The organism is Paenibacillus jepli, assembly GCF_047238105.1.
Lineage (GTDB): Bacteria > Bacillota > Bacilli > Paenibacillales > Paenibacillaceae > Paenibacillus_D.
Genome location: NZ_JBDFMD010000001.1, coordinates 7,251,698 through 7,272,101, shown reverse-complemented (window position 1 = coordinate 7,272,101; position 20,404 = coordinate 7,251,698). Strand labels below are relative to the sequence as shown.

The window sequence follows — 20,404 nt, the reverse complement described above, 5'->3', positions numbered from 1 at the left end:
CTGAAAACCTATTAATTATTTAGTGTTAATTTAAATATTTCGGTCAACACCATTTAGTTTTTCCATAGCTAGCCGCATGGGATGATGAGATACTTCTGTTGCCTTTCTTCTTCTTTTTTTTACCGATGAATATGGACAAACAATATGATTTGTCTCCAATAACCAGTTGACCTCATCTTCTCTCGAAGAATAAATAAATGAAGTTGGAAGATTAGGTTCCTTTGGAAATGCAAAAGCAAGAGTGAAGTTTTCGTTTTTCAAAATGTCTGAATCAGATGCTATTTTAAACTCTGCAGCATATCTAGGCGCTATCCTTAACCAAGTTTGAAAATGCAGTAAAGCTAGTTGGCCGGTTGCTTTATTGAGCATCCACTCAAAACGTGCTAAATCAAGTGGCGTTCTTATAGGATAGAGTTGAATCCATGTATCCATCAGATCCACAATATAATCACGATCGAATTCAGATGAGAGCTTTTGCAGAGAAGACCCCTCTCTGTGATAAGGTGTGTCTTCAACGTCGTAATAATTGGGTATCCCCCATAAGGATTTTTTCCACATGACATATGCATATGCAAAAGGACAAACAGGAGGATGATCTGCTCCTATTTCTTTAGAAATCCTAACGAACCGCTTTATACAAGATTTATGATTAGTTAAGACTGTTTTTCTTAAATAACTTGAGATGGATTTCATGGTTAAATTCGAGGAGATTGTAAGATCAGATAAAGTTTTAGAGATTGAACCGTGACGTTGATTAGTCTCAAGAGCGACCCAGTTTGATATAGCTAACATATTAGTATTATCAGAGGCACGTACACCGCTAATATCTCGATCGGCTCTTTGAGTGATGGGAGAACAAGACTTTTTTACGTTTCTTTTTCTATCTTTTGTATGAGGTGTATTTATGGTGTCCAACAGAAAACTCAGGAGTGTGGGGTTATGTTCCGGATTATTGTGTGGATAGAAATGAACTCTTTTTAAACTCATCTTATCTTCTTCTTTAAGAGTAAGCCATTGACACACAACAGGATCCTGAACATGTTCAGATAATACTTTTCCCCATTCCATGTGGTAAGGGGAGTTAAAGTCCATAAATGAATAGCCACAGTTGCATACAAAAGGTGCTTGGAAATATTTATCGGAAAGCTCATATGGAATCATTGTATGACATTCAGGGCAAGTTGAATGCATCGGATTTAAATGAAACGGACAATTATGAAGTAATTTAAATTGATGCAATATGCTATGGAAACCGGTTTTCATACAATCTAAACAAAAATGCAGATGATTACGAAAATACTTATAAGGCTGCATTGAAGCTCTTCCCTTTAACTCACTTCTTTGAATGTCGTTTTTGTGGAGAAAATCAGAAATGTTATGTAAACAATCTCTATTAAATTTTTTCAAGCGAAAGCCGATTATGCTCATAAATGCATCATCGTCAAAAGCATATAATCCATAAAGATCATGATTTTTTTTACCCAGAATAGATTTATATGAGCGTACTTCTTCATTTCCAAAAACCTGAAAAAGATCCTTCTTTACGGCTAAATTAGCCAATTTGATTTTCTCAAAGATCGACCATGGCGATTCCCATTCGGAAATCCATTTCAAATCCCAAGTGATTGACGGCACTGAATCCATTCTTTTATATTGATCCAAGGAATTCATACCCACATTCTCCTAATCATCTATTTCCTCGGTTGCTGGTATTCTGAGTTCTGCATTAATATATCCTGAATTACGAATCGCTTCTTTCCATAAGGTATTTGTCAACCACCTTGTTTGTGATTCTCCTCCCACTCCATACTCACGCAATGCTTGTTCAATGGAAGCGATCACATACTGCATTGGAATTTCGATTTTGGAAGATATCTTAGATTCTTGGTGCAAAGCAACAAAAATATTGAATATATCTTCCGTATGGTGCTCTAACCTCTCCCCAGTTGCAAATGCGTCAGGAAAAAAGTATTGAGTAAATGACCATCCGCTACCTACGGGAAATTCACTGTTTTCATCGAAATTTTTCAAACAGATCCGCAAATCTTCGGCTGTTTTGATTCCAGTGAATCGGTGCTCATGAACCATAAATCTTCCGATGATTTGATCTTGTTTTGCCTGCATATACGCCGTTCTTTGGTCACGTAATTGTTCTTGACCAACAAGTACTACTGTTAAAGCAATGCGCGAAGCATCTAATTCATTGAATACATCCATTAGCCAGCCGTATTGTAGATCGTGTAAAACCTGCGCTTCATCGATAAACATGACAACCCGTTTTTGTTGTGACTGACTCCCTCTTTCAAGCAGATACTTATATAATCTGTCTCGTTTTACACTTGGCTTACCTGAGAAGGGAATTTTGTGGCCTGCGTCTTTTAATAATGCTTCAAAAAAGCTACCTTCATTTGCTAATCTAATGTGTTGGCTTTTGATATGGAACACCGGCAGACTGCTGCCAAAATGATTGGGTAAAGCACGCAGCAGAAACTCGATGGCTCGTGTTTTGCCGAGTCTTGGTCTTCCATAGATAATTCCCCCAGGGTACCTGTAGTTAATCCACCTCGTGACATCTTGAAACATTCGCAGCACAGGGTAGGTTGGGATGAGGTATTCACCAGTCTCAATAGGATGCGAACCGACAGGTATTAGAGGTCTGCTTGTATCTAAAACAATATCGGCATCTTGCGAATTGGGCATAGTATTTGCCATAGCATTCAGTACTCCTTGGATTGTTTGTATTAAAAGGTGATCGTCTTAAACCTCTGCCGCAGTTTTTCCAGTTCATCACTACCTTTATTTGTGTTTGGTGAACCTACTTTCTTTAACGTTTTTTGAGGAGAAACCTTATTAGCCGCGGTATTGTGAGTTTCTGAATTGCTTTTATTTTGATTACTGTATTTTCTTACATGTGCAAGCTCATTCCGGGACTTCTTATTTTTCTTCGCTCGTTGTTCCAAATGATGATGTAAGGATTCAACAGGATCATCTGTTTCAGATAAGTAAAGGGCTTTACGTCGAATAAGTTTATTAATTTGTTTCCTCATTTGTAAAGTGTGAGGACTAATTCCCCACTTGCCGCTTGCTGTTAAATAGCCAAACTCTGAGCCATCCTTAAAATACGCTTTTAGTACTCGAAGATCCTTAATATTGACGACTAGATGAATCTCTTGACCAATTAGTTTAAAGCTTCTCGATAATACTTCACTTTTATATTGTGCGCCTTCGAAGTTAATATAAGGCCTTTTTCCTTCCTTCTCATTTCCTTGAATTACTCTTTTGATTGTGTAGCATAAAAAATAATCTTCATTGCGTTTATCTTCGGTCATCGTTCGTGGCATCATATCACGCATAATGATGCGTTGTTTCATAACTTCCAGTGGACTTAAATAGCTTAATCCACTATGCGGCTCGTTGTTATAATTCGCTATCAATACTTCTGTAAGCTGTTCAATCTCATCAGCTGTTATTTCGTACTGGATTGCTGCCTTCTCAGGTTGCTTACGTTTAATATCATTAGGATTGCTACCCGTCGTATTGACTAGTCTTTTATATCCGTTATTTGCTAGTAATCCGAAGAATCGTTCAATAAAAGGGCGCCTTTCAGGCGTGCTGATTGGACCAGCATTCACAGCACAACCAACGAATCCTTTTAAGCGCTCTCTAACGATTTCTGCCATATGGGCTTGGAAATTATCGAAACAAAACTCATTCCAAACTGCCCATTCGGTTTCTGGAATGGCTGTTGAATGATGTCCTCCATTTTCGGGGTAATTAAGTCCAGGTATTGTTAACTTTTTTGGGGCCCACGGTACAATTGCATTTCGTATGCACTCCAAGACATCCATTACTGAGTATTGGGGCTTTAAACATAAATGGTGCCCTAATGAAACCCGGGTAGCTACATCTATAATGGACAAAAGCCATATCCGGTCCATGATTTCTACATACTCATCACCGTCGATGTTTTTAAACCTTATGGCTATAATCACGTCAATCGCATGTGCATCGAATTCAACTCGATCGAATGGATGCGTAATAGAGATTTCGTTTTTTTCACCTGTACCAGAGTGTTTAAGCTGCCTAACGGCCTTATCACCTGTTCTTTTAGCAGCTTCAATGGGATATTCTTTTTCCAATTTCTTTATATAGCGATACAAGGAACGGCGTCCTAAATCTTGCGTGTTAAAGGGATATTCTAGTTCTGATATTCCTACGGCACGGCAGGATTTAAGAAATTTTGGATGGAGATGCTGAATTAAAATTGCGGGTTCGGACACTTTTTTCTTTTTTTTCTTGAAGTAATAATCGATAATAGTTTCACGAATCGAAGGATACGTTCTCAATAGCAATTGAAAAATGCCTGTTAATTTTATGCCACTTTTCTGGTCATCAAGTGATGGCAACTTCTTTCTAGTGTAAGTAGTCAGCTTTTTGTGGGGTATAAGTGCTCTGTACCCCCATATGTATCCGTTTTCATCTTGCATAAAGCATCTTTTTACAAATCTATGAATTTCTTTTTGGTCTAACCCCGACACCTCTATAATTTCGCTTAAAGGGTGATCGCTTACATACATTTCGACTGCAATTTTCCTTTTTAGATAAAGCGCTTTACCTTCTTCTGAAAAGTTCTCGGTTAATACTTCAGGCCAGTTCTTCGTATCTAGATATTTTGAATCAATTTCGACATTATCTAAAATACGTTTTCTACCCACTCAGCTTCACCTCTGTCAAGATTCCCAATTCGACTTCCTTGATATTGGTTGCAATTAATTCGCCTGTATAGATTAAGAAGTACAATGTCTCACGAAGACGACTGATTGGAATGGTTGGACATCTACCCTGTAAGTCACCAATCGTTATAGATTTATCATTGAGAACACGTAAAATGCTCCACTTGTCAGTCTCGATAGGTGTTTTTCTTTGCCCAATATACGGCAATAGCCACTTCATATTTTTTAGGTAAATGACATGTCCCCGAATATCTTCTTCATATAGCACCTTAAAATTATACCCTGATCTCAAACACCACTTTTCTAACTCCTGATATTCGATTCTGCTTTGGCTCTTATATCGTATGTTTACAAAGGTTTCTGTTCCGTTTCTTTCAAGTTGCCACATATCAAAAGCGTTATGTAAATTATCTTTTCTTAGTTTCTCACTGTTTGGTCTTTCGCAATATTTGAGTATGTTAGGGTCTGTTTCGACCAGTGTCCAATAATCATACTTGAGATCACCGAACAAAAGGACATCTCTTTGGAGTTTATAGCTATAACGTTCCCAAAAACTACTGGCATACTGATCTTTACGTTTAATGGGTATAGGTTCGTACATAAAACACCTTCAATCGACAGTATTCTTCTATTAGAATCTTATCACTGTTAGAATTTTCTGTAAATATCTTTCGCGCTTTTAAAGTATATATTTGTGTCATTAGAACAGTCAAAGGGGATGTTTGTGTCACTAATAAATGACACAAACATCCCCTTTTAAATGAGAAAAAGCCTTGATTTAACTGCATTTCTTTTATGGCATGTTTGTGTCATTAGACACTTTGCAACATTTAGTCCCTTTCCACTGCTGGGCGTAGTTTTTATGTTCTTATCACTCGACAAGCATCCTCATGATTATTTCTGTATAAGGATAATGTTGTTCATATTCTTCTGGGTTGTCGAGTGCAAGTGTAGTTAAGCCTTGGATACTTTGGAAGATCATCATGGCCAACTTGGGAGGCGGATCTGGAGCAAACTCTCCGTTTTTTTGTCCTTCAACAATCAATTGCAATACAATCTCATGAATGGTCTGAAATCGTTTCATCATTAGTTCTTGCAAATCTTTGGCTTCCGAATCATTGTTTTTTAGATTTTCAAAAATCCTCCGCATGATTTCAAGTTCGTTGCCGGACGACGATGGTTCCTTCGCAGCCTGTACAGTAATTCCGAATCGTTTAATTTGATCCTGCCTGAATTTTAGCATGCTGGAGATTAACATTTCCAGACGCTTCGCAGCCGTATCACCGGATTGCATGATCTGCTGGAATATTGCCAAGTCAGATTGGATCGTTTGACCTAACAGCTCCCCCAAAATAGCTTCTTTGTTCGCGAAGTAATGGTAAATCAACCCTGGACTTACGTTAGCAGCAGAGGCAATATCTGTGATGGTAGTTGACCAGCCTTTGCGGGCAAAGATGTTTTTCGCCGCTTCTAGGATGCTTATACGCTGTGCCTCTCTTATGCGTCTATTTTCTTCTTCTGTTCGTGGAATAGTTATCACCCCAATAATGATTAAATTATTTGTTCGCCAAACACCCTTCTGCTTTGTCAATCTTAAGCGAAGATGCGATCAGCCGCGGTAGTAGTCAGCGAGAGTGGCAAATGCCATCTTGGGTTCCCAAGGCATATCGGAATATGTATAGCCCATACGGTCTTCAAATACCTTCACAATTCCGAAGCTGGCCATATCGAGGTCTTCTTGTGGCTCACTGCGGTGTGGCAAATGATAATAAGCGAAAGAACAAACAAAAGTATAGTCGACCCCTTCCCTCTTGTAAATGTCAAGCAATTCACGAATGTACTCGGCTTGTTCAGACTCGTCACGGATATAGGTGCCGTTGAGTCTGAGGGGTCTGCCTGCATCGTCCCATACAATGATCTTGTCGCCGCGTCCGCCCAGGTCAGCCGCTCCGCGATAGGTGGTGCACCCAAATTCAGTTATGGCTACAGGCTTTCCTCCAGCCAGCAAAGCTCGCGTGCCGGTAATGATCTGGTCGGCAACTTCAGCCGACCTGTATCCTCCATCGGTCGAGATGATGTCAAAGGGCGACCAATCCACCCCTTCAAAAGGAAGCGAAGCATAGCTGAGCTTTCCGCCGAATCGTTCCCGGACTAGCGCAACGACTTTACTTAAAAACTCATTAATCTGCACGGGAATTGTAGTCAAGACCTCACGAAGCCGCTCTGGAGAAGCAAACAAGGCTAGTCTCTCTTGGAGTGTTTGACCGGGCAGAAACCCGACAGTAAAAATGCTAATCTCTGATCCGGTGAGAAATACGACCTCCGCCCCCTGTTTGCGTATCCGTTCGGCACGCTCAGCACAGTCGACGATGAAATCGAATTGCTCTTCGATGGTCAGACCGCATGTGAATGGGCAAAACCACACTTCTAATCCCGCATTGGCTGCTAATCTGGCTGCCAGCTCCAAACGATCCGCATCACCACCCGTGATACGCACCGCGTTGCAGTTTAGGTCTTGCCGGATAATGTGCATCTCACGCTCGACGATCTTGGCATTAAAGCTTTTACGGGTAATGGTGCCCGACTCATTAATAAACCCTGTCTCATACGTAATTCCTTTGCCTCGCATTGAAATTCCTCCTTGATAGGCGATCTTCTCATCGTTGACTTCATACTTCCGTATGGGAGCAACCGGGAATTCGTATGATGGTCACCCAAACGAAGTCGAGCCCCCTCCGTTTCCTGCATTTATTTTTGATTAAATTATTTATTCAATTAAAAATATTATGTCACCGCGTCTTCACTTTGTCAAACCCCCAATTTTTGTTCGATCTACTAAGCAGGTAAGTTCTCGGCCCCTCGACAAAAAACCACGCTTGGCGTGGTTTCACTTTTTCAAAAATTACTTCACTACAGTTATGGCTATGTTTTGGTTATCCTCGATTTCATCGTCTATAGGAATGGTTACATGGCTAGGTGCCAGTAGCAATCCGACAATTAGAAACCCCATCATACCGAAGAAGAAAAGATAAATGGCCATAGCATCCATTACTTCACGCCTCCATTCAACGTTTGACCTGTCGGAAATGTCTTATCAACCGGTTCCATTTCCAATGCGCCCATTACGAGAATGCCTAGTACAACGAGTATTGCTAAACTGCATCCCATGATGACGAACATAACTTCCATTAACCTCACCCCTAAGTAAAATATGACGTTACCATTCGTTCTGAGATTATTGTAACCCTGCTTCATCCTTAAGGATGTGATTTTTATCACAAGCTTAATCTATTCTTTTCCCTCGACTAAAAACTCGCTCAGCTGGCCCCATGAGCCGACTGAGCGAGTTTATTAGCCTGCTAACCTTATAAATTTGCCAAATGTTTTGCGGTACGTATTAACTGGCTGGTAAAGGAATTCTCGTTATCATACCACGCAGCAATTTTCACCAATGTATCTGTTCCCAACTCTGTAACCTTCGTCTGTGTCGCGTCAAACAGGCTGCCGTAAGTCATGCCGATAATATCAGATGAAACAAGCTGTTCCTCTGTATATCCATATACATCCGATTGGGACTGCTCCATCTTCTTATTCACCTGCTCTGCTGTCACAGAGCCGGCTACGACTGCAGTCAATTCTGTCAGTGAACCGGCCATGACTGGCACCCTTTGCGATGTCCCGTCCAGCTTGCCATCCAGGGTCGGGATGACGAGTCCGATTGCTTTTGCAGCTCCGGTTGAGGTCGGGATAATGTTGCCCGCCGCAGAACGTGCCCGTCGCAGGTCGACATTGGCGTGGGGTCCATCCAAGGTATTCTGGTCGTTTGTGTAGGCGTGAATGGTGGTCATAAAGCCCTTTTTGAGCGGTGCAAGCTCGTTTAAGTAATACGCCATGGGCGCAAGGCAATTCGTCGTACAGGAAGCAGCCGAGACAATGGTATCGTTTTTAGTCAAGGTATGCTCATTGATGCCGAAAACGATGGTTGGTAGATCCTTGCCAGCGGTCGTGGAGATCAGCACCTTTTTCGCGCCTGCTTCAATATGTGCTGCTGACGCTTGTTTGGATGCGAAAAAGCCGGTGCACTCGAGAACAACATCAATTTGAAACTCTTCCCACGGAAGCCTTCTGGGATCCTTTTCGTTAAAGATCGGAATATCCATACCGTTCACGGTCAAGCCATTCTCACTGTAGCCAATCTTGGCGTCATATTGCCCTTGCGTTGTATCATGCTTCAGCAGGTGCGCAAGCATCTGCGGACTTGTAAGATCATTGATGGCTGCAATTCGATAGCCCTCCGTATTAAAAAGCTGCCGAAATGCAAGTCTGCCAATTCTGCCAAATCCGTTAATTGCGATGTTAATGGCCATCATCATAACCACCCTTCTTTTGTTGTTATTTAAAGTATATCGCTTGTATTTTTATGATACACTGTCATAAATGAAGCATTTAACTATACTATCTGTCAGGTGAGAACCATGCCGCAAATTGACCGCCATAAAAATAGAACGGTAAATATCGAATTTATCGCTGCCGAGGACTTTGCTTGTCTCCCCTACCCGGATCGGTTTACTCTTATATTTGTGACGAATGGAAGGATAAGAGGAGTACTGAACGAACGCCCGGTCAGCATTGCTGCGCCCGCTGTCCTTTGTCTGTCTGCTGAGGACAAGATCGAAGTTATAGACAATCAGGACGCTTTTGCATCATCATTTTGTTTTCACCCTGATTTTCTTGATTCGACCCCTCATTCTGAAACAAAACATTATTTCCCGACCCGTCCACGAATACAAACGGGTCTTTCGCTGTTTCTTAAAGCTCCTGCACGGACCGGAATATCTCGCATAACCGAGAAGGCATATCCACAATTATTTGAATGGTTTTTTGTGCTTGGCACCGAAGTACATGCACAAAGCGATGCCCTGTGGGCTTGCAGAATAAAAAAATATTATATCCAAATAATGAGTGTTCTTGAAGATTTAAACCGTCACAGCGAACAATCCCCTGTGGATATCGTACTGGACTACATACACACTCATTATCCAGATAGAATCACGCTGGAGGATTTAACGAAATGCGCGCACTTGAACCGGGTTTCTCTCAATAAGCTGTTTCAGGAAAGATGCGGATGCACAGCGATGGGTTACTTGCTGTCGCATCGCTTGAAGATCGCGGGGGATCTTCTGACTCATACAGATATGAGCTTAAATGAAATCGCACGTTCGACCGGTTTTGAGTATGACACGTACTTCATCAGACAATTTAAGGCTAAGAAAGGCATGTCACCAACGGCATATCGGGAAATCTCCCGCAAGTTCTCAGCTGCCCAATAATGAAGGAAACAAGAACTTACTTACAAAAAAAGAAACCACGATTAGCGTGGCTTCCAATAAGATGATTATTAAATATCTGTCACTGCACCTTTAGATGCAGAGGAAACTAATCTTGCATACTTCACTAGCACGCCTGAATTTACTTTCAGCGGAGGCTGTATCCATGCTTGAGCCCTGGCAGCCAACTCCTCTTCTGTCACGTTGAACATAATCTGCTGCGTTTCGCTGTCGATGGTGATCATGTCTCCGTTCCTCAGCAGCGCGACCGGTCCGCCTACCTGCGCCTCAGGTGAAACATGTCCGACTACGAATCCATGCGAGCCGCCTGAGAACCTTCCATCCGTAATCAGGGCAACTTCCCCGCCAAGCCCCTTGCCTACAATTAATGCGGTAACCGATAGCATCTCCGGCATGCCTGGACCGCCCTTTGGTCCACAATAACGGATAACCAATACATCCCCTTTTTGAATTTCATTTCTCAAGATGGCTTCCGTGGCGGCCTCCTCGCTGTCAAACACTTTCGCCGGTCCGACAAATCGAAGCTTCTTCATACCTGACATTTTGGCTACGGCGCCTTCAGGGGCAAGGTTGCCTCTAAGTACAACCAATGGTCCATTTGCCTTCAGCGGCTCTTGTAATGGCCGAATAACCTCCTGGTCGTTTTTTAACGGAGCAGCCTCAGCTAGATTCTCTGCCAAGGTCTTACCTGTGACCGTTAGGCAATCACCGTGCAGAAGTCCCTCGGCCAGTAATAACTTCATCACGCCAGGAATGCCGCCAATATCGTTCAAATCCTGCATGGCATGTTGACCGCTTGGCTTCAAGTCTGCCAAATGGGGAACGCGCACCCGTATCCGCTCAAAATCATCCAATGTTAAATCTACGCCTACCGAATGCGCAATGGCGGGCAAATGCAGGAACGCATTTGTTGAGCCTCCCAAAGCCATGACAACCGTAATCGCATTCTCAAACGCTTTTTTCGTCATGATATCTTTGGGGTAGATCTCCCGTTCCAGCAGTGAAATGACTTGTTTGCCGGCCGCATCACATTCTGCTGCTTTATCAGGTGAAATGGCTGGCGTAGAAGATGAACCAGGAAGGCTCATGCCCATTGCTTCCGCCGCAGCGGCCATTGTGTTGGCGGTATACATGCCGCCGCAAGAGCCCGGCCCCGGACAGACGCTGCATTCTACCTTGTGGAGCTGTTCTTCTGATATTTTTCCATCATGATATTGACCTACCGCTTCAAAAGCCGTTACGATATCGACGTTTTTACCGTCGAGCTTTCCCGGTTGTATCGTTCCGCCGTAGACGTAAACGGATGGGATATTTAGCCGCCCGATCGCCATCAGACAGGCAGGCGTGTTTTTGTCGCATCCCCCGATGGCCACTAGACCGTCAAAGCGCTCAGCACCTGTTACGATCTCAATCGAATCCGCGATGGCTTCCCTGCTTGGCAGTGAGAAAAGCATGCCACCGTGTCCCATGGAAATACCATCTGAGACTGTAATCGTATTAAAAATCAGCGGAGCACCGCCATGGTTCCGTACTCCTTGTTTGGCTTGAACGGCCAATTCATTGATATGCATATTACATGGGGTTACCTCACTCCATGTACTAGCCACGCCAATCATCGGCTTTTTGAAATCCTCATCTGTAAAACCAACCGCGCGCAGCATCGCTCTGTTCGGTACTCGGTTGACCCCCTCGCTAATCACCTTGCTGCGAATACGAAGATCTTTTTCGTTTCCCATACTCCCACGCTCCTGTCTGTTTAAAGTAATCCGTGCAGTTCCTGCATCGGACGGATGAAATTTTGCTTCATCATTGCCTGGGCGTTATCAGGATCATTCTTCCCGAGGGCGGCAATAATTAAATCATGCTCACGGACTGAAGCTTGTGTCTCAGTAGTCGGCTGCTCTAAGAACACGTATTTGAAGCGCCGGATATGAATCTGAAGGGATGCGCTGAATGAAGCGACATAGGGATTATCAGAAAGTTCTACAATCAGGTTGTGGAACTGTTCATCCGCCTCCATTGCTTGATAAGCTTGACCACTATTGATGGCACTTGCAAATTCTAGATTAAGCGCTCTCAGTTGCTCAATTTGTTCTGGAATAATAACTTTTGCAGTAGTTTCGGCTGCTAAAGCCTGAAGAGCAGCCATCGTTGAATACATCTTGAAGATGTCACCCTTCTCGATTTCCTTTACCTTTGTTTCTTTTCCAGGATGGGTAGAAACAAGGCCTTGTACTTCGAGTAGCTGAAATGCTTCCCGAATCGGTGTGCGGCTTACGCCAAGCGACTCGGCCAATTCGGAGTCCACAAGTTTTTCCCCGGGTTGCAGAGTACCATCGATAATCCATCGTTGAATTTGGGAGAAGGCTCTTTCTTTTGCGGACATCCGTGCAGGCGAGACAAAATTTTTAGGCACTGGCATGTGATCATCTCCACTCCTCAATTCTCATATATGCAATATATCGCATACATATATTAAAAGCAAGAAGTTTAATTGGAGGCTGCTTTCATCGATACGCTTTTACGCACAGATTTCGCCATACGCAAGGTTAAGTGCAAATGGCAATCCGACAATCAGAAACCCCATCATACCGAAGAAGAAAAGATAGATGGCCATAGCATCCATTGCTTTACGCCCATGAACATAGTCCGCCCCCTCTATCCTTGCAGAAGAGGGGGCGGTGTCTTTAACTCAGATTAGTTAGTCAGAATGAGACGAGCCAAGGCGACAAGGTCTTCAATGTCGATGGTTCCATCCTTATTTATATCGTATTTCTTCACGTCGTTCCAATCCGGACTTGTGGAAGATTTGCCATAAGCTTTTGCAACTAGAGCCAGGTCACCGACGCTTACTCTGTTGTCATTGTTGAAGTCACCTGGTACGACAGGCTTGCGAATCTCAACCGTGTGCGTATCCCCATCGACTTCCGCCTCTACTCCCTCGCCATCAGCAAACACGACAAGTGTGACTGCGATATCCGCAACACCCGCTGTGTTCTTTGCCTTGAAGGTCAGCTTAAAGAGATTCTGATTAGGATTGGTTACGCCCTCATTGAAATGCGTGCCGATTATTCGAATGCTTCCTTCTTGTCCGTCTGTGCCTACAATAATAAATTTCTCGGAATCCAAGGATACGGGCTGACCCACAAGCTCCAGCTTATCCGCGTCGTATTGTATGGTAATATCTTGTGCATATACGTCCTGTGTCAAGCTCTCAAGACCGTAAGTCACCTCGAATGTATCACCAAACTGCACCAATGCTGGACCTGACAACGTTGCTGAGCTAGTCGCCGTGTGTCTGGACTGAGCGAACATCCAATCAAAAATGTTCTTATCTGCGAACGTTTCTTGGCTGGGGCCATACCTGAAGCTGGCATTGGATTGGCCAAGAAGGTTGCTGTACACTTGGGCTTCGGTTTCGTGAGGCGTCCAGTCAAATCCGAAGTATGGGAAATTATAAGCCTGGTTGGTTTCCAGCACATTCACGTTGGCATTTGCATATAGTCCACTGACGCCAGCGCCTGTTGAGAAATACTGTGTCCATGTATTGCCAGCCCCGTCATTCTTGTGGGTATGCGCCCAGATAGCCGTTTTTGTAAGCTCAGGGTTCTCTGTCAGCTGAGCCACGGTTGGCAAGCTGCCTCCTGCAAGCGGGACGATGGCTGCGAGGAACTCGGGATTGCGGCTATAGAAACCTAGTGTGTACATGCTGCCCATCGAGAAGCCGGACATGTAGATACGGTCCGGATCCACTTTGCCCTCAGCGGCCAGCTTCTCCACGTAAGCCATAAGGGCCTCGTTGTTAGCCTGATTGTTCGCATGGTTCTGCGTAGCTATGATGTGCGCGTTGTACTTGCCGGGATTCTCCAGTTGACGCTTGGAGAGAACGGCTGCGCCGTTCGCGGTTTGCACAGGTGCGAAGTAGTCCCCCGAGGGGCCGCCCCGGCCGCCGCCATGGTTGTAGATGAAGAGAGGAAGCGGACCTTGTTCTTGCCAGGACTCGTCGATCGAGATCAGGATGTCCATGCTGCCTGTGCCGTCCGGGTTTGTTTTGTCCGGGACAAACTTGTCTAGCGCCGGGTTGACTACCGCTGTTTGCGTGAATTTTGGAGTTAGGGTTGTGCCGTCTGTCAGCTTCACCTCACGATTCACATTGACACGATAATTAAGGATTGCCGAGAATGCGTTTTGCAGATTGCCGGAAACCATAGCGCCAGATGTATAGCCATTGGCATTCCAAAACTCCAGTTCTACGATGATGTAGCGTCCGCTTGTCGGTGTATCTGTTACGAGGTCTTGGGATCCCGGAGCGGGCGAGATGTAGCCAAGCGGCTCGGGATTGCTGTTCACATAAACTCTGGAAATATTGCGTAAGCCGTCGAAAATCAAAGTGGAGCCATCGAGTCTCGTGTTCCTTGCACCTACCGTGAACATGTCGGCGTTCAGGTCAGCAAGGTTGGCCGCGTTGCCTTCCCCAAGGTCGAGGACGACAGCTGTAGTGACGTTGCCGACAGAGAAGATGTCATTATATACAGTGAACGGTAACTCCGCTGCGCTCAAGCTTGGCTTAAAGGTCGCATGGATTGTCGTATCGCTTGCCGTGACGTTCTTGATGGTATATCTGTTATCTGTAACTGTCACTTCTTGATCGTTAACCGTTACTGTATCCACTTCAAAGCCAAACGCAGGGTTGAACGTAAAAGTCACGTCTTCTCCATCGTTGACCCACACATGGCCTGCCAGTGAGGACGGGCTGATACTGCCGTTTTGACCGGACGAAGCCATGACGTAGTGCTGAACGCCGACAGTCACGTTCGGCTCATACAGCCGCAGTGCCGGCGACTCCTTCATCTGCTCAAGCAGTTGGGCAGCACTTGTCGTGTTCGCCGTCCTGCTCTTCGAGGTGAAGCCGTCTTCCGTGCTGGTCAGAGCGAAGTTCCACTGGTTATTCCCGCCCCAAATGTACAGGGACACGGTGCCTTCTTGTTCATCCAGAACATGCAGCAACAGGCTCTGCTGGTTGCCATTGATGGCTGCTCCCGTTGTATTAAGCGGCGCATGCTGCGCATTGAAGCTGGATTCCCTTCTCAAGGGTTCCTTCCCTCCGCCTGCGCCGGGAGCGTCATTGAATACATAGTACCCCGGGCCTTCACCCAGACCGCCGGATGCCGCAGCAGTGTTCGCGCCACGGCCAAACTGCCAGATCATGTCGTCTGTTACTTCGGATGTAATGAGGTCCCCTTCGATGGTTACAGGCTTGGCAGCCATGCCAATCTGAGTATCGCCGGTGACGTCGCCAGGTGTTTTGATTGTCGCTTGAGCGTTAGATAGCGCGCCGTGCTCGGACACCACGAGATAGCTTCTGCCAATCTCGACATCAGCAGGGTCGACCTGCCTCCACGTGTCATGTGATGGGGGCGATGTATCTGCCTTGGCCTGGCTTACGATCAAACCTGATACCATAAGGAAGCAAACCAAAAGAGCCACCACAAATCTTATTTTACGCATGACCTACTACTCCTCTCTTATTCTTTTTCTCTTTGCTTTTCCTTGCATCTCGACAACATGTTATCGCTTACAAAAAAGAAAACGACTCCTTCACCTCCAGTGTGATAATATGAGTAGTAAGGGAATATTGAATGGCTAAAACGTTTTAGCTATTCCCAAAAACAGTTTGAGTATATCATGGCCCCTTCGAAAATAATGTCATATTGTGTGGGCATTTACTTTGTTTTTTTGTCGTAATCACGAACGCCGCTTGTTCTTGTTGGAATAAAAAAATGAGCGCCGCAGCGCTCATTTTCATGCTTTCGAAGCCAGTTTTGCTTTGCAAAACTCTTAGGCGGAGCCGTTTAACCTTGTGCAGTGACCTTCAGGATAAACGGATAAACATGCACCTTACCATCAAACTTGAATTCGCCCCAAACTTTGTACATCCCCGCCTTAGGGAAATGCGCATGGAATGTGGTGGAGTCCTCTGAGGCAGGATGTACATGGATGAATTGCTCGGCATGCTCATCGAGAATCACCACGTGACCCAAAGCGCCCAGATACGTTTCCGGCTGCTTCCCATGCATCTCAAACACCAGAGGAACATCTGCTCCAGCTTTTGCATCAACCTCTTCCAGCGTAACGGGTTTGCCGTCTACTTCTTTGGTCCAAACCTCCTCGGGGTTCAAGCTTGTGGTACTTGTCTCCGTTGATCCGATTTGTACAGGGTTAGGCGTCGTTTGATATTCTTTCCCTACCGGCGCAATATCCACAAAAGCATGGTACGTCCCTTCACTCAGGTTTTGTGTAACGGTGTAAGTCCCGTCCTGGTCCTTCTCTGGATGCAAATGAAGATAATGCTCTAGATCTTTTGACACCACGATCAAATGCATTTCTTTCTCGTGTTGAATAGCTAATTCAGGAGCGGCCCCATCGCCATCGGTCACGCTTATGATAACCTTTTGATCGTTATAGGTGACGTCAACCTCCACGTCGGATTCACCATGGTGATGCCCGTGACCCTGTTGGTTATGCGCGTGATGATCTCTCTCTTCTTCCTCCTCGAGACGATTTGGAGCGGCATGGCCATCGTGATCCAGCTCGCCGCTTGCCAGTGGATTTAGCCCTGTCACGATACTGTACCCTGCAACCACGATGACCACGTAGACCAGGCCAAAGGAAATCCATTTTTTAATAGACATCTTCATCGGCCTCCTCTCAGTTTCAACCGCTGTAAGCGAAGCGCATTGAGTACAACCGATACGGAACTGAAGGCCATCGCCGCACCGGCTACCCAGGGAGCCAATAACCCGATCGCGGCAACGGGAATGGACGCGGTATTATAGAAGAAAGCAAAGAACAGGTTCTGTTTGATATTGCGCATCGTTTTGGCACTGATCTGTACACTGTCGGCCACGCTGTGCAAATCCCCACGCATCAGTGTAACATCGGCTGCTTCAATGGCCACGTCCGTCCCGGTGCCCATGGCCATGCCGATATCGGCGACTGCCAGCGCAGGCGCGTCATTCACGCCGTCTCCGACCATAGCGACTTTTTTGCCTTCCTGTTGAAGCTTCCTTATTTCATCCGCTTTTTGTTCCGGGACGACTTCTGCGATTACCCGGTCGATTCCGACCTGTTTGGCGATCGCTTGTGCAGTGCGCTGGTTATCTCCTGTCAGCATGATAACTTCCAGACCAAGCTCATGCATTCTTTCGATGGCTGCTTTCGATGTGTCTTTCACCGTATCCGCAACTGCAATCACACCAGCCAATTGATCGTCCACACCGATCAGCATGGCGGTTTTGCCATCCGACTCGAGCTGTGACATCGTGATTTCTACGGAAGCGGCATCAATATTTTGTTTTTGCATGAACTTACGGGTGCCCACAAAAACCTTTCTTCCACCCATAGCCGCTTGAATGCCGTAGCCCGGGATGGCTTCAAAAGAATCCGCCTCTGTGATTTGGATCCCCCTTGCTTTGGCCCCGTTGACGATGGCTTCCGCCAGCGGATGCTCTGAGCTGTTTTCAGCGGAGGCGACCAGGGCAAGCACTTCTTCTTCAGCGAAACCCTGTTCCGGAAAAACGTCGGTTAATGCAGGTTTTCCTTTGGTAACCGTCCCCGTCTTATCCAGAACAATCGTGTTGATGTTTCGAGTATTCTCCAAGTGTTCTCCGCCTTTGAATAGCACGCCCAATTCAGCAGCTCTTCCCGATCCGGCCATAACCGATGTGGGGGTCGCCAAGCCAAGCGCGCACGGACAAGCGATAACCAAAATTGTGATTGCCGGTACCAGGGCAGACCGCACATCGCCAGGTTCAACAATAAAATACCAGACAAAGGCCGTTGCGATCGCGATTCCCACGACAATCGGGACAAAAATGCCGGATACCCGGTCTGCGACACGTTGAATATCTGCTTTACTGCCCTGCGCTTCCTCGACGACTTTAACAATTTGAGCAAGGGCTGTGTCTTTCCCAACCTTAGTAGCCTGTAGCGTCAAAATTCCATTTTTGTTCATGGTCGAGCCGATGGCGACATCACCCGGCTTTTTATCGACGGGGATACTCTCGCCCGTAATCATGGATTCATCAACAGCAGATTGTCCCTTCAGGATCTTACCATCCACGGGAATTTTCTCGCCTGGACGCACCATGATCGTATCGCCTACCATGACTTCTTCAATCGCAATTTCGTGCTCTTCTCCGTCCCGTATAACGCGAGCGGTTTTTGCCTGCATGCCTAGCAGCTTCTGGATAGCCTGACCGGTTCTGCCTTTGGCGCGGACTTCAAATAGCTTTCCGAGAATGACCAACGTAATAATCACAGCTGCGGCTTCAAAGTAGAGTTCAGGCATACCGACCTGTCCTTGTGCCTGCCACTCATAGCCGAGGAAGATACTGTACAAAAACGCGACGGATGTACCCAAGGCAACCAGAACATCCATGTTGGCACTGCCATTTCGCAAGGCTTTGTACGCTCCCTTGTAAAATTGGGCCCCGACAATGAATTGCACCGGCGTCGCTAACGCTAGCTGCACCCATGGATTCATGAACATATCCGGCGAATAAATAAATGAGGTAAATTCAAAGTGTGTCACCATTGTCCACAATAAGGGCAACGTCAATATCGCGGAGAAAAGAAATTTTCCCGTTTGGTGACGGATTTCTTCTTCTTTACTGTTGGCCGTTTCCTCTTTGGATGTTTGAATTTTCAGGGTATATCCAAGCTTTTTCACGGATTCGACCATATCGTTAACCGTCACTTGATTTTTATCATAATCGACGGTGGCATTCTCTAGAGCAAAGTTAACGACAGCCTGCGACACGCCATCGATTTTATTCAATCGTTTTTCAATTCTCGTTGCACAGGCAGCGCAGGTCATGCCGGTTATATCAAAGGTTTGTTTATCATGTCGTACATGATAACCTAATTTCTCAATTTTCTCTTCGACGGCTTTCACATTGGTTTTGTCCGGATCATACACAACCCGCGTTCTCTCAATAGCGAAGTTGACGTTCGCACTAACGACACCTTCGATTTTGTTCAAGCCTTTTTCGATCTTGTTCGCGCATGCGGCACAAGTCATGCCTTGGATGTCCAAGCTCACTTCTTTACTCGATTCCACTGTCCTTCACCTCACAGCATACCCACCCGGGGTATGCATTTTTTAAAAAGGGGATCGTGCCCCAAAGGACACGATCTCTTCTGTTTGTTTAAGCTACTTCGTAGCCTTGTTCTTCAATAACTTCCGTTATGGCTTGAAGATTTACTTGATCGCCATTAAAGGTGACATCTACTTTTCCTTCCTGCAGATGCACTTTGACCGCACTCACCCCGTCCAGCTTGCCGACCTCGCCTTCGATGGAATTGACGCAATGTCCGCAGGACATACCTTGTACAGTTAAAGTTGCTTGTTCCATTTTTAACGCCTCCATTTTTATTAGATGATTAGACAATACTATACCCCCTTACCCTATGTCAACTACTAAAATGAATAAAGAAGAGGAGGTTCATTGGACTTTCTCAAACCAGGAAGAGGGGATCGCTTATCTAAGAATCCCCCTGCTCCTTTATTTAATTAGTTTATTAACAGTCGTCAAAAGCTCATCCAGTACTTCATGATCGCCCTCTTCAATTCGCTCAATGACACAGCTTTTTAAGTGGTGCTCCAGCAGCTGCTTTCCCAGTCCATTAAGAGCGGATTGAATCGAAGCGATTTGATTCAACACGTCATCACAGTAAGTATCTCGCTCGATTAGTCCTTTTACTCCACGTACTTGACCTTCGATTCGATTTAAACGATGAATTAAGCTTTTCTTTGTTTTTTCTGAGTGATGACTCTTCCTCCCTGTTGAGGAGATATGGTCACATGAGATAGACTCAAGTATCGGATCCTCCAAATGAATCAACTCCTTTATATCTACATTATCATACCCCCCTGCCCTATGTAAAGGCGGCGTGCCGGACTCCATATGTAGAACATCAATGTGGCTGTTGCCAAATATGACGGTTTGTTTGGCGCGCTTTCTTGGTTTGGGTCGACTTGTCCAAGTTATCAATTCCGCCTCCCTGTGCTTCCAACGTTGCTGTGTATGCAGACTGAGGATTCGTTCTTCGTCTGGCATTCGATTTATGGGATCCATAGGCTGCTCCTTTCCGCATCATCGTCTCTGGCCGTACTTTGACAGCACAGCAAGCGGGACCTATAATTAGATTTATTCGTAATTGTTACTATTATAATCGACGTATGCAGCATATAACAAGTTGAAAGCTTATTTTTTTGTCTAAACTGCCTCGATCAATGTGGGATGGTTACCAAGCTAAAGG

At 45.3% G+C, this 20,404-nt stretch carries 16 protein-coding genes; 1 reads left to right on the top strand and 15 read right to left on the bottom strand.

Features of this window, described 5'->3' with window-relative positions:
* Nucleotides 1–30: 30 nt before the first annotated feature.
* The 8 genes from ABC336_RS31265 to gap all read right to left on the bottom strand — a co-directional run bounded on the left by ABC336_RS31265 (nucleotide 31) and on the right by gap (nucleotide 9,100).
* On the bottom strand, nucleotides 31–1,671 hold the full coding sequence (locus tag ABC336_RS31265) for a hypothetical protein (RefSeq protein WP_413242394.1): 1,641 nt from the start codon (nucleotides 1,669–1,671) through the stop codon (nucleotides 31–33).
* Nucleotides 1,672–1,683: 12 nt separating this feature from the next.
* On the bottom strand, nucleotides 1,684–2,712 hold the full coding sequence (locus ABC336_RS31260) for an ATP-binding protein (protein ID WP_413242393.1): 1,029 nt from the start codon (nucleotides 2,710–2,712) through the stop codon (nucleotides 1,684–1,686).
* Between the two features lie 29 nt (nucleotides 2,713–2,741).
* The gene (locus tag ABC336_RS31255; RefSeq protein ID WP_413242392.1) at nucleotides 2,742–4,715 is read right to left on the bottom strand and encodes a hypothetical protein; all 1,974 of its coding nucleotides are present in this window, start codon (nucleotides 4,713–4,715) and stop codon (nucleotides 2,742–2,744) included.
* Nucleotides 4,708–5,334: a hypothetical protein gene (locus ABC336_RS31250; RefSeq protein WP_413242391.1), complete on the bottom strand. Its 627-nt coding sequence runs from the start codon at nucleotides 5,332–5,334 to the stop codon at nucleotides 4,708–4,710. Before ABC336_RS31250 ends, ABC336_RS31255 begins: the two co-directional genes overlap by 8 nt.
* A 270-nt stretch (nucleotides 5,335–5,604) precedes the next feature.
* The gene (locus ABC336_RS31245) at nucleotides 5,605–6,324 is read right to left on the bottom strand and encodes a TetR/AcrR family transcriptional regulator (RefSeq protein WP_413242390.1); all 720 of its coding nucleotides are present in this window, start codon (nucleotides 6,322–6,324) and stop codon (nucleotides 5,605–5,607) included.
* A gap of 18 nt (nucleotides 6,325–6,342) precedes the next feature.
* Nucleotides 6,343–7,362, bottom strand: a complete 1,020-nt coding sequence (locus ABC336_RS31240; RefSeq protein ID WP_413242389.1) for a glycoside hydrolase family 113 protein — start codon at nucleotides 7,360–7,362, stop codon at nucleotides 6,343–6,345.
* 273 nt (nucleotides 7,363–7,635) lie between these two features.
* Complete coding sequence (locus ABC336_RS31235; RefSeq protein ID WP_413242388.1) at nucleotides 7,636–7,782, bottom strand: hypothetical protein; 147 nt, start codon at nucleotides 7,780–7,782, stop codon at nucleotides 7,636–7,638.
* A gap of 316 nt (nucleotides 7,783–8,098) precedes the next feature.
* Complete coding sequence (gap, locus tag ABC336_RS31230) at nucleotides 8,099–9,100, bottom strand: type I glyceraldehyde-3-phosphate dehydrogenase (RefSeq protein WP_413242660.1); 1,002 nt, start codon at nucleotides 9,098–9,100, stop codon at nucleotides 8,099–8,101.
* 108 nt (nucleotides 9,101–9,208) lie between these two features.
* On the opposite strand from gap, the gene ABC336_RS31225 reads away from it, so the two are divergent.
* A complete protein-coding gene (locus ABC336_RS31225) occupies nucleotides 9,209–10,063 on the top strand; it encodes a helix-turn-helix domain-containing protein (RefSeq protein ID WP_413242387.1) in 855 nt (284 codons plus the stop codon).
* Nucleotides 10,064–10,131: 68 nt separating this feature from the next.
* Here the strand turns inward: ABC336_RS31225 and ilvD are convergent, their stop codons facing one another.
* The 7 genes from ilvD to ABC336_RS31190 form a co-directional block, all read right to left on the bottom strand.
* Nucleotides 10,132–11,817: a dihydroxy-acid dehydratase gene (gene ilvD / locus ABC336_RS31220; RefSeq protein ID WP_413242386.1), complete on the bottom strand. Its 1,686-nt coding sequence runs from the start codon at nucleotides 11,815–11,817 to the stop codon at nucleotides 10,132–10,134.
* Between the two features lie 20 nt (nucleotides 11,818–11,837).
* Nucleotides 11,838–12,503: a GntR family transcriptional regulator gene (locus tag ABC336_RS31215; protein ID WP_413242385.1), complete on the bottom strand. Its 666-nt coding sequence runs from the start codon at nucleotides 12,501–12,503 to the stop codon at nucleotides 11,838–11,840.
* Between the two features lie 275 nt (nucleotides 12,504–12,778).
* Nucleotides 12,779–15,589: a cohesin domain-containing protein gene (locus ABC336_RS31210; protein WP_413242384.1), complete on the bottom strand. Its 2,811-nt coding sequence runs from the start codon at nucleotides 15,587–15,589 to the stop codon at nucleotides 12,779–12,781.
* 344 nt (nucleotides 15,590–15,933) lie between these two features.
* Entirely contained in the window at nucleotides 15,934–16,773 is an 840-nt protein-coding gene (locus ABC336_RS31205) for a hypothetical protein (protein ID WP_413242383.1), read from the bottom strand.
* A gap of 2 nt (nucleotides 16,774–16,775) precedes the next feature.
* Nucleotides 16,776–19,202: a heavy metal translocating P-type ATPase gene (locus tag ABC336_RS31200; protein WP_413242382.1), complete on the bottom strand. Its 2,427-nt coding sequence runs from the start codon at nucleotides 19,200–19,202 to the stop codon at nucleotides 16,776–16,778.
* An 88-nt stretch (nucleotides 19,203–19,290) separates the two neighbouring features.
* A complete protein-coding gene (gene copZ / locus ABC336_RS31195) occupies nucleotides 19,291–19,497 on the bottom strand; it encodes a copper chaperone CopZ (RefSeq protein ID WP_413242381.1) in 207 nt (68 codons plus the stop codon).
* Nucleotides 19,498–19,647: 150 nt separating this feature from the next.
* Nucleotides 19,648–19,995, bottom strand: coding sequence for a metal-sensitive transcriptional regulator (locus ABC336_RS31190; protein ID WP_413242659.1), 348 nt, complete (start codon nucleotides 19,993–19,995; stop codon nucleotides 19,648–19,650).
* Nucleotides 19,996–20,404: the final 409 nt, after the last annotated feature.

Excerpts from the sequence above, each read along its gene's own strand:
- ABC336_RS31265 (WP_413242394.1), bottom strand. The coding sequence starts at position 1,671 with ATGAATTCCTTGGATCAATATAAAAGAATGGATTCAGTGCCGTCAATC.
- ABC336_RS31260 (WP_413242393.1), bottom strand. The coding sequence starts at position 2,712 with ATGGCAAATACTATGCCCAATTCGCAAGATGCCGATATTGTTTTAGAT.
- ABC336_RS31250 (WP_413242391.1), bottom strand. The coding sequence starts at position 5,334 with ATGTACGAACCTATACCCATTAAACGTAAAGATCAGTATGCCAGTAGT.
- ABC336_RS31240 (WP_413242389.1), bottom strand. The coding sequence starts at position 7,362 with ATGCGAGGCAAAGGAATTACGTATGAGACAGGGTTTATTAATGAGTCG.
- ABC336_RS31235 (WP_413242388.1), bottom strand. The coding sequence starts at position 7,782 with ATGGATGCTATGGCCATTTATCTTTTCTTCTTCGGTATGATGGGGTTT.
- gap (WP_413242660.1), bottom strand. The coding sequence starts at position 9,100 with ATGGCCATTAACATCGCAATTAACGGATTTGGCAGAATTGGCAGACTT.
- ABC336_RS31225 (WP_413242387.1), top strand. The coding sequence starts at position 9,209 with ATGCCGCAAATTGACCGCCATAAAAATAGAACGGTAAATATCGAATTT.
- ilvD (WP_413242386.1), bottom strand. The coding sequence starts at position 11,817 with ATGGGAAACGAAAAAGATCTTCGTATTCGCAGCAAGGTGATTAGCGAG.
- ABC336_RS31215 (WP_413242385.1), bottom strand. The coding sequence starts at position 12,503 with ATGCCAGTGCCTAAAAATTTTGTCTCGCCTGCACGGATGTCCGCAAAA.
- ABC336_RS31210 (WP_413242384.1), bottom strand. The coding sequence starts at position 15,589 with ATGCGTAAAATAAGATTTGTGGTGGCTCTTTTGGTTTGCTTCCTTATG.
- ABC336_RS31205 (WP_413242383.1), bottom strand. The coding sequence starts at position 16,773 with ATGTCTATTAAAAAATGGATTTCCTTTGGCCTGGTCTACGTGGTCATC.
- copZ (WP_413242381.1), bottom strand. The coding sequence starts at position 19,497 with ATGGAACAAGCAACTTTAACTGTACAAGGTATGTCCTGCGGACATTGC.